Here is a 10,420-nt window from a genome sequence, read left to right as displayed (position 1 = left end):
GGTTTTAGGAACGTTCTTCCAAAAGATGGGCCAGCAAGCGGCGGAGCCGTGCGGTAGCTGACAAGTGTACAAAAATAGAGTGCCTAAACTAGCGGAGTAATAGGACGCTCGAGAAAAACTTGACACATACTTAGTTGCTTTCTAGGTATAAAATTTGGTAAGTTTATTCTGGTTGTAAATTACTTATAGTAATGGAGGAGAAAAAATGGCACAAATTAAACTAACACCGGAAGAGCTAAGAACTTCAGCGGTTAAATACACAAATGGTTCAACAGATATCGATAATGTATTATCTATTTTAACCTCAGAGCAAGAAACGATTCGTGAAAATTGGGAAGGTACAGCATTTGAAAGTTTTGACAATCAATTTACGGAGCTAAAACCAAAAATTCAAGAATTTTCACAATTATTGCAAGATATCAATACTCAGTTGAATTCAGTAGCAGATACTATTGAACAAACGGATCAAGATATTGCTGGGAAAATCGGATTCTAAATCGATAATGTACTTAATTTTAAAAACCAAAGGGAAGGGATGAGAATTCCCTTCCCTTTGGTTTTTAGTCTAATTTGGAAAGGTGAAGGAAACGGATGGAAGAAAAAAAGGGGATCTGGTTTAAAATTGGAGGAGCACTGATTGTTTTTTCAGTATTGATGTTTATGCTGAACCATCAAATACAAGGCAAAAATCAACAAAATGAAACAGCTGGTGATTCTACAGATAAAGTATCTATGGATGTTAAAGGTAAGATGGACATTGCTATTGTCAATGAAGATGAAGGAACGATCGTCGATAATACATCTTATGACTTGGGATCTAATTACATAAAACAAGTAGAAAAAAATGAGGATTACAATTGGTATGTCGTCAGTAGAGGGAGTGCGGAAACTGGTTTAAATGAAGGCTCTTATCAGTTGATGCTGATTATACCGAATAATTTTTCAGCTAAAATATTGGATTTGAAAGATGCAAATCCAGAAAAAGTCTCCGTTCAATACAGAGTGAATGCGAATGGAAATGGTGATTTAGAAGCAGAAGCCAATCGTGTAGGTCATGAAATCGTGAATGGATTGAATCAACAATTAGTAGATGTCTATGTAGCGACTATATTAGTGAATCTGTCACAAGCACAAAATAGCGTTCAAGAAATAGTAAACGGCAATAATGGCAATATGTTTTCATATGAAGATCAAGTGTATGGGACTGCTTTGAATTTCGAAAATGCGATTCCGACGATTAAAACACATACGGACACAAGCCTTCAAGGAAACGAGCGATTGACAAATACGCTGATTGAAAATACAGAAGGATTTACTGAATACAGTCAATCCTTGATGGAATACGATTCTCAATTAAAGGAATATGGTGCAACTTTGGAGAGTGACTCAACTTCTTATGCTGCTTTTATGGAGCAATTGATGAGTATGGATGCCAATTTATTAAATGATGAAACACAAAATCTATTTCAATCCATCCAAACTTCCAATCGTCAATTACTCGCCCAATTCCAACAACCTGGACCGATCATGTTGGCGGAAAATCAATTTGATACCTATGCCAGCGAGTTTACACGATTACAGAATTATATGGATGAAATGAATGGAAAAATCACGGAGCAAGAAGAACTAATGGATCAACAATTGGCATCTGTGAATACATTTGTGGACAAACAACTAATGGGATATTATAAAAAGGATGGGACTATCAGCCTAAGGGACTTCCTGTCATTACATGAAAATGATAAAGAAACCAATGCGTTTATGAAAGAGATAGCAGCGAATGAAGCTCTTCATCAACAAAGCGTATTGAACAAAATAGCTTCCTTACCGTATTTCAGTATTAAGGATGGAGATACAAGAGCTCAATTAACCTTAATTGAAAATGAAGAAACGATTCGTTTGATTGATTCTATCAACAAGCAAACGGAGTACCTGAAAAGTTTCAGTACTAGCCCAAATGAAGAAGCAAATACACTGAAACAAAGAGTAGCAGCTGCTTATACAGCTTTGAGTCCATTTGTAACCAACAAAGAAGAAAAGACTTTTTCATTTGAAATTGACAATAGTGATGGGAAAATTGAACCTGGTAGTAAAATTACGGTCGATTTCCCAGATGGAGTTTTGGGTTCGTGGTCGGCAGAGGACCAAACTGTTGGTGGCAAAGAAATGATTGTGATCAAGGGTTCTTATACTATTAATAAATTGCCTGAAGACCAAACGGAAAAGCAGCAAATTGTAGTAGAATTGCTTCAAGAGCCAATAAAATCAACCCCTATTTATGAAGAATCAAGGGAATCTGATAAAGGCGATAAACCAAATGCTGAATCTAGCACAGAAACTGGCCTAGAATCTCTTTTAGAAGATAATCAGACTGAAGCTGGAGAAGAGAAGGGAACATCCACAGAAAAAGAAATAGAGCCGGATAAGCCTATCATAGGTTGGGAAGAAGGCAGAGCTGGAGTTCGTTACGTATTTTATGAAGAAATTGATTATTATTCTGACTTAGCAGGACAGGATTACCGTGAAGCTCTAAATAACTACAGTGAAGTAATAGGTGAAGTCAAACAAGTGTATCAAAATGTATTTGAGCAGATCGGTATCACAACAGATAGCGTTAATGAACCTGTTTTTGATGCTTATACCAAAACAGCAGAAGCGTTTTTAGATCGTGATGTGAGAACGTATCTATCAGATATTGTGACCTACACGCTGACAGCTAATTTGACCAATTACCGCACATTAGCTGAGCAACAAATTAATGCGCGGTCAACAATGAATCATTTGACGCAACAAATACCTGTTCTGGCAAATAAATTGGTGGATATCCGCACAACAGCACAGGCGAATTCAGAACAGATTGATGTGCAATTGCAGTTATTGTCCAACTGGCAAGAACAAGCTCAAAATCTGACGGAATTAGGAACAGAAAGTGCACTGGACCAAGAATCTAGTTCAGCAACAGCTGAAGATATTCATTCTCAATTAAGTCAGTTGCTGCAAACTAGCGGAAGTTTGATGAGCAATTCTGAAAATACTGTGGAAATGGCTAATTCAGTAGCGGATATTTTCCAAGATTTTGATGCAGATGTATCAGTATTGGCATCAAGCAGCGAAGAACTGTCATCAGATGCTGCCGGTTTAATGAGTCGTTTCCAAGAACAAGTGCAAGAAAATAATGATTTTGCTGGTGGATTTGTGGAATTGCTGAAAAACACACACAACAATGGCGTGTTGAATGAAAATGTCATGAACTTCATTGCTAATCCAGTTGAACAAGACTTCAAAGGTTCTGTGCAAGCAGCGGAAACCGTGAATCCATTTAGTTGGGTATTGATGGCCTATGGTATTTCCTTATTTGCGGGGTATTTAGTGGCTGCAAACCAATTAGTCTTTTTGAAAAAAGATGATTTTGATGAATCAAATGGAGCATTCAAATTAAGAGCTTATCCATTAGCGATCGTAGTTGGTTTGAGTGCAGTTATAGGTGTGATCGAAGGAATCGTTAGTGGAAATGTGTTGGCTATTCCAGTTGATTATATGCTGCAATGGATTTCATTTATGGTGTTGATCAGTGTTGTGTTTGCCTTATTGAATTATGGATTGATCAAGTTATGGAAAAACATTGGATTGGGAATCAGTATTTATTTCTTGATCAGCTATGTTTTTGTGACCGAAATGATAGGAACAGTCAATAGTTTAACGGGCTTTGCGGAAACTGTTCGTAATGTGAATCCGTTGATGCTAGGAGAAAGAGCTTTACGGGCAGTTTTAAGTGTTCAAAGCAGCGCTGGATATGTGACTGGATTGATCTTGATCGCTATCATTTTAACCGCATTATTATTAGTCATTAAAAAGAAAACACCTAAACAAGAGGTGGTATAGAGATGAAAAAAAGAAGTTGTTTTCTGCTGGGGGTTTTAGGAGTATGGTTGTGTTTATATCCGCAAGAAGTTTCAGCTGAGGATTCTTCCGATTCAAGAAGTGTAAACATTCAAGTAGATCGTTTAGAAGGCGGGCCTGAATCGCGTTCGAACTTTTCAACAAATAACAGCGCCTTGTTTCACTTAGAGGATACGCAACAACTGCATGAATACAAAGAGCAGCAACAAGCCTTAAGAAACCAGCAGGCCGACAATTTATTTACCAAACCCATCAAAGACACTACTCATGATACAATTGAAAAGATAAACTTGTTTACTTCTCAGATAAATGCCAGCTCTTCAACAAGTCCAGCGACTGAAATAAACTTTCAGTCGCTGGCGCTGGCTAATTTAACTGAGAACAACTGGTTCTGGTTGATGGTTGTTCTGGTAGTATCAGCAGCACTTTTAGCTTCATATCAAATGTATAAGAGGGATAAACATGCCAGATACTGAACACATTAATATCACATTGATGTTAAAAAACGGAAATCAAGTTGATTTACGCATTCCTATTTTCATCAGTGCAGCTGCATTAGTGCACCAAATGGAATCCATTTTTCATTTGGAAAAGAAAGAAGGCATGAAGCAAATCAAAGTCCGTACAAAGGGATTGGTTTTAACAGAAGACCAACAGCTTTATGACTATCCGATAACGGATGGAGACATTATAGAAATTATCTAAGGAGAACCGCATGGAGCAAACAGAAAACAACCCACAGTCTAGGACAATCATGTTCGACAATGCTGAATTCGAATACCTGAAAACCAATCAGGAATGGACAGTTGCGCTGATCAAATCAGCAGCCAATTTAAAAAATGAGCAACAGTTAGCGGTTTTAAAAGTGCCAGAACCGTATTTTCTGCCGTGTACATATGAAGTGACGGAAGATAAATTACTGTTTCATTATGCTATCGAGCGTCCTGGTTACACCACCCAAGACATACAAGCATTGGACAATACGGATAAATTAAAAGCAGTAGTAAATTTGTTGTCTGTTGAACGATTCAGCTCATTTCCGTATACTTTTTTCTTACATCCAGAAAATATTTATTATGATTACAATTTGATTCCTTCTATTGCTTATCGGGGGATCAAAGAGCAGATGCCGCCGACGGAAATGAATGACGTTTTTTTATTGCGCAATTTAAAAAGCTATATCATCAGTCTGTTTCAGACACAGTACAATTTTACAGATCTGTATGAAGGGAATTTGGAAAATATAACAGGCAATGAATTTATTATACACATCAAAAATGCGGAAACCTTTAACCAATTAGCCGAGTACCTTAAACAGATATACCACCAAAAAACGCAGGAAGACAAACTGAAATATCAAAAAGTAGATAAGAAGAAATATACATGGTCACGACAATTGTCCATTTGGTTCGGAGCGGCCTTGGTTATTGCTCTAGCTGCCTTGATTTATTTTGTCTTTATCCGCAGTCCTTTTCAAAATCGCTTATTACAAGCAGATGCTTATTTTGTCCAAAATAACTACTCAGAAGTGGTTTCGACATTAAATCCAGTGGATCACACTGATTTACCGGTCACACAAAAGTACATTTTGGCTTACTCAGTAGTGCAAGGTCAGAATTTTAATGAAGAGCAAAAAAAAGTGATTTTGAACAACGTCAGTTTGAAATCGGATACCAACTACTTAGATTTTTGGGTCCATATTGGTCGCGGCGATTTTGAAGAAGCGATCGATGTGGCGAAAAAGATCGGCGATTACGATTTGATTTTATACGGTTTGGTTCAAATTCGGGAACAGATCGTTAATAATCCAGATTTAACGGGAGAAGAACGAGAAGAACAATTGAGTCAGTATGAGAACCAGTATGATGAATACACGAAAGAAAGAGATTCTATTCTTGATGAAAGCACAGAGTAAGAGAGACCAACGTATAAGAATACGGAGTAAGGAAGGTGTAACCGGTGGAACAAGTGAAATACCAAGAAAAAAGAACTAAACCGCTTAGTCTGATCGTCTATGATTTAATGGAGAGGTATCAGTTTGATATTGCGGCAGAAGAAAAAGAAAATGCCTATTCCATTTCGTTGGAGGAAAAAAGATTTTCTACCTTGAACCGCTTATTTCTGGATGTGCCATTAGGGCCTATTCATGTTATTGGCAGACGAGTTAGGGTCCAATTCAATGAAGAAATCATAGAAGGACAGCTGAATGAGTGGATATCTCTTCCGATAGATCAAGGAGAGATCCAGTTTTATTTAGGGGACCAACTGCCGCAAAAACGATATGATCTGGCTACTAAAAATACCTTATTGATCAGTCCGCATCAAAATGCAGATATCCAACTGGCAACTCCTTCGTTAAAGGCTATTTTTAAAAGAGATGATCACTCTCAATGGTGGTACGAGTTGCTTGAAGGTTCTTTATACGTAAACAATCGTCTTGTCCAAGCACAAACAGGGGCCATCGAATTTGGAGACGAAGTAGCTTTTCAAAATCATAAACTCAAGCTGGTCAAAGATGAATTGCAAGTTCGGAAATCTGAGTCTATGCAAGTAAACTTGCAAGAAGTGGTTTTCTCAAGGTATGAGTATCCAGAAGATTATCCTGACTACCATCGGTCACCTAGGATCATTTACCGCAATCCGGAAAAGAAGGTAGAAGTAAAAGCTCCACCTCAACTGCCTAAAAAGCCGTCAGAACAGTTGTTAAAGATTATTGTGCCGCCATTGGTCATGGTGACTTTACTGATCATGATCAGTATTTTTCAACCAAGAGGGTTGTACATTATCATTACTTTAGCGATGTCCTTGTTAACAGCTGTTTTTTCTATCCAACGTTATTTCACGCAAAAGCGCGAGTATCGAAAAGCGCTGGAAGAAAGAACGAATACATATCAGAGCTATTTAAAAGCGAAAGCCAAAGATTTGTACCACGATAAAAAAGAACAAGAAAACGGACAACACTATCATTACCCCTCCATCAGTGAGATTGAAGAGTTGACCGTCAGCATGAACCATCGAATTTATGAAAAAACACCAAACCATTTTGACTTTCTGCACTACCGTCTAGGATTGGGAAAAGTTCCGAATTCTGTCGATTTGACTTACTCGAATAAAGAAAGAGAAAAAAAATTAGACGATTTGGAGACACAAGGCTATCACTTATTTGAACAGTACCAGTCCTTAGACCAAATGCCGATCACGGTCAATTTGACTGATGCACCGGTGGGCTATATCGGTCCGAGAAAATTGGTTATCGAGCAGCTGCAGTTGCTGGTCAATCAATTGGCTTTTTTCCATAGTTACCATGAAATCCAGTTTATTACCATTTTTCCGGAAGAAGAAAAAGAAGACTGGAATTGGATGCGCTGGTTGCCGCATGCAAAATTAAGCGATACTAATGTACGAGGATTTGTCTATAACCAACGCAGCCGGGATCAAGTATTGAACAGCTTGTACCAGATCTTGAAAGAGCGGAAGAATGCGCTGGATGAGAAGAAAAAAGCCGATGACGGTTCATTGTTCAGTCCGCAATATGTAGTGTTGGTCACGGATGAGAAACTGATCTTGGATCACATGATCATGGAATTCTTTGATCAAAATCCATTAGCTTTAGGATGCAGCATCATTTTTGTGCAAGATGTTCTAAGTTCATTATCGGAGAATGTTCAAACGGTTATTGACATTCGAGATCGAAATACCGGAGTTTTATTGATGGAAAGTGGAGAATTGAAGAATACACTGTTCCATTTAGACCATTTTCCAGATTCTTTCGACAAAGAACGGATTCCGCGCAAATTAGCACCGTTAAAGCATTTGCAAAGCATTAAAAATGGCGTTCCGGATACAGTGACCTTCTTGGAAATGTACCAGGCTAGTCGTTTTGAAGACCTAGAAGTTGCCAAACGTTGGCAGGAGCATTCACCGCATAAAACATTAGCAGTGCCAATCGGTTTAAGAGCTATGAATGATCCAGTACAATTGAACTTGCATGAAAAAGCACATGGACCACATGGATTGATTGCAGGAACAACAGGATCAGGAAAATCGGAGTTGATCCAAAGTTATATCTTGAGTTTGGCTGTCAATTTCCATCCACATGATGTAGCATTTTTACTGATTGATTACAAAGGTGGAGGAATGGCAAATCTATTTGCTCATTTACCGCATTTATTGGGAACGATCACCAACTTGGATGGCAATCAAAGTTTAAGAGCGTTGTCTTCCATCAAAGCCGAATTAAAAAGACGGCAGCAATTATTTTCATTGAACAATGTCAATCACATCAATCAGTACCAAAAACTGGTCAAAAATGGAGATGTCTCTGAACCATTGCCCCATTTATTCCTGATCAGTGATGAATTTGCGGAATTAAAAGCCGAGCAGCCTGATTTTATGAAAGAATTGGTTTCTACTGCTCGTATTGGACGTTCGTTAGGGATTCATTTGATATTAGCGACCCAGAAACCTACCGGAGTGGTAGATGACCAGATTTGGAGTAATTCACGCTTTAAGATCGCATTGAAAGTAGCGGACCGTGCAGATTCTATGGAAATGCTGCGGACGCCAGATGCCTCTGAGATCACTCAAGTTGGCAGAGGATATATGCAGGTGGGAAACAATGAAATCTATGAGTTGTTCCAAAGTGCTTGGAGTGGTGCTGATTATCTTCCAGATAAAGAAACACAGCACATTGAAGATCACACCATCTATATGGTTAATGATTTAGGACAATATGAGATATTGAACGAGGATCTAAGCGGGTTAGACTCTGTTGAAGAAATCAAACAGCTCCCTACAGAATTGGATGCTGTGATCGAAGGTATCCAAAGAGAAGTATTCAAAGAAAAAATCAAACCGATTTCAAAACCTTGGCTGCCTCCTTTAAAAGAGCGAATCTATGTAGAAAACCTGCATGAGGTTCAATTTGAGGAAGAATGGGCGAAGAAAAAAATGCCTTTGAAACCAGTCATTGGGATGATCGATTTACCGGATAGTCAAGAACAGCAAACCCTGCAATTGGATTTAAGGAAAAATGGACATGTATTATTGTATGCTAGTCCAGGGTATGGAAAGTCGACTTTTTTACAAACGATCCTCTTGGACTTAGCCCGTTCACAAAATCCAGAACAAGTGGAGATGTATTTATTGGATTTTGGAACAAATGGTTTGTTGCCACTAAAAGATTTGCCACATGTGGCCGATATATTCAGTGCAGACGAACACGAAAAAATCAGAAAATACATTACCCGTATGACTCAAGAGATCAAGCGACGGAAAAAATTGTTGAGCCAGTATTCAGTAGCTAATATGGCGTTATATGAAGAAGTCAGCGGGAAAAGTGAACCTTCTCTGTTGATTGCGGTAGACAGCTATGAAGGAATCAAAGGATTTCCGATCGAAGCTGAATTTGAAAGTCATTTGATCCAATTAGCCCGTGAAGGAGCCAGCTTGGGAATCCATATCGTGATGACCGCTGGAAGACAAGCCAATATTCGAATGAATTTATCGGGCAATATCAAGCAGCAATTTGTGTTAAAACAAAATGCGGATGACGAAGCGAGAATGATCGTCGGAAGAACTTCACTGACCATTGATGATACTCCTGGACGTGGTTTGGTACGATTAGAGAAACCTGAGTTGTTCCAAGTAGCTTTGCCGGCTAAAGGAGAAAGCAGCATAGCTTTGATTCAGGAAATACAAACGGAAGTGAAGCGCATGAAGCAAGCTTGGAAGGGTAAGCTGCCGATTCCTATTCCAATGGTTCCAGACGAACTGCTCGTTAACGATTTTGTGTCCAATCCAATCGTGGTCGAAATGTTAGCTGAAAAAGAAACACTCGTCGTTGGGCTGGACAGAAGCACTGCTTTACCGATAGGATTTAAACGCAACGAAAAAGTGATCTACTTAAGTTCGGGAAGAATGAAATTAACGGAAAGCTTAAATTCATTGCTGCAAATCGTTAAAACGACTGAGCAGCGAACGTACATCATTGATCATTCCAGTATGCCATTGTATACACACCGCCAAAGTGTCCAAGCATATGCCACTACAGACCAAGAGATCGATTATGTCATTGAACATGTTTTAGAGATTATAGCGGAACGGGAAGAACTGTATTTCAATCAATTCAAACAAGATGCTGCTCAGAACATGAAAGACTTCCATTTAGACTTTACGCCGATCATGTTGGTCATCAATGACTTAAGTGCGATTTACGACAAATTGGATACAGCTGTGAAGCGGAAAATCGATCAACTAGTTGAACTAGAACACAAATTAGGGATCACGATTGTTTTTGGTGCAGAATTCAGTACTTTCAATCGCGACTATAATGATTTGGCGAAGCGATTGAAAGCTACGAAAAATGCGGTCATAACGATGAGCTTTTCAGAGCAAACCATTTATGCACCGGCCGTCCGGATTTCTCGCGAAAAACCATTAGAACAAGATGAAGCCTACTTGTATCGTGAGGGAAATGTTCAAAAAATCAAGTTCCCAGTAAAAACTTCGGAGGGGTAAG

Annotated in this window: 6 protein-coding genes; all 6 read left to right on the top strand. The window is 38.7% G+C overall.

Annotated elements, in window-relative coordinates:
- Positions 1–205 precede the first annotated feature (205 nt).
- The 6 genes from ACEN4I_RS12590 to essC all read left to right on the top strand — a co-directional run bounded on the left by ACEN4I_RS12590 (position 206) and on the right by essC (position 10,419).
- A complete protein-coding gene (locus tag ACEN4I_RS12590) occupies positions 206–496 on the top strand; it encodes a WXG100 family type VII secretion target (RefSeq protein ID WP_407103194.1) in 291 nt (96 codons plus the stop codon).
- Between the two features lie 95 nt (positions 497–591).
- A complete protein-coding gene (gene esaA / locus ACEN4I_RS12585) occupies positions 592–3,882 on the top strand; it encodes a type VII secretion protein EsaA (protein ID WP_407103195.1) in 3,291 nt (1,096 codons plus the stop codon).
- A 2-nt stretch (positions 3,883–3,884) separates the two neighbouring features.
- The gene (locus tag ACEN4I_RS12580) at positions 3,885–4,376 is read left to right on the top strand and encodes a hypothetical protein (RefSeq protein ID WP_131832582.1); all 492 of its coding nucleotides are present in this window, start codon (positions 3,885–3,887) and stop codon (positions 4,374–4,376) included.
- Complete coding sequence (locus ACEN4I_RS12575; RefSeq protein WP_407097482.1) at positions 4,363–4,605, top strand: EsaB/YukD family protein; 243 nt, start codon at positions 4,363–4,365, stop codon at positions 4,603–4,605. The genes ACEN4I_RS12580 and ACEN4I_RS12575 overlap by 14 nt, the downstream gene beginning before the upstream one ends.
- Positions 4,606–4,615: 10 nt before the next feature.
- Complete coding sequence (essB, locus tag ACEN4I_RS12570) at positions 4,616–5,815, top strand: type VII secretion protein EssB (RefSeq protein ID WP_407103196.1); 1,200 nt, start codon at positions 4,616–4,618, stop codon at positions 5,813–5,815.
- Between the two features lie 44 nt (positions 5,816–5,859).
- Positions 5,860–10,419 (top strand): type VII secretion protein EssC, encoded by a 4,560-nt coding sequence (gene essC, locus ACEN4I_RS12565; RefSeq protein WP_407103197.1) that lies wholly within the window; start codon positions 5,860–5,862, stop codon positions 10,417–10,419.
- Position 10,420 lies beyond the last annotated feature (1 nt).

The organism is Desemzia sp. FAM 23990, assembly GCF_045528485.1.
Classification (GTDB): domain Bacteria; phylum Bacillota; class Bacilli; order Lactobacillales; family Carnobacteriaceae; genus Desemzia.
The sequence above is the reverse complement of the archived record's forward strand: the minus strand, read 5'-3'. Positions and strand labels throughout refer to the sequence as shown.

Coding starts and splice junctions, on each gene's coding strand:
- ACEN4I_RS12590 (WP_407103194.1), top strand. CDS start 206: ATGGCACAAATTAAACTAACACCGGAAGAGCTAAGAACTTCAGCGGTT.
- esaA (WP_407103195.1), top strand. CDS start 592: ATGGAAGAAAAAAAGGGGATCTGGTTTAAAATTGGAGGAGCACTGATT.
- ACEN4I_RS12580 (WP_131832582.1), top strand. CDS start 3,885: ATGAAAAAAAGAAGTTGTTTTCTGCTGGGGGTTTTAGGAGTATGGTTG.
- ACEN4I_RS12575 (WP_407097482.1), top strand. CDS start 4,363: ATGCCAGATACTGAACACATTAATATCACATTGATGTTAAAAAACGGA.
- essB (WP_407103196.1), top strand. CDS start 4,616: ATGGAGCAAACAGAAAACAACCCACAGTCTAGGACAATCATGTTCGAC.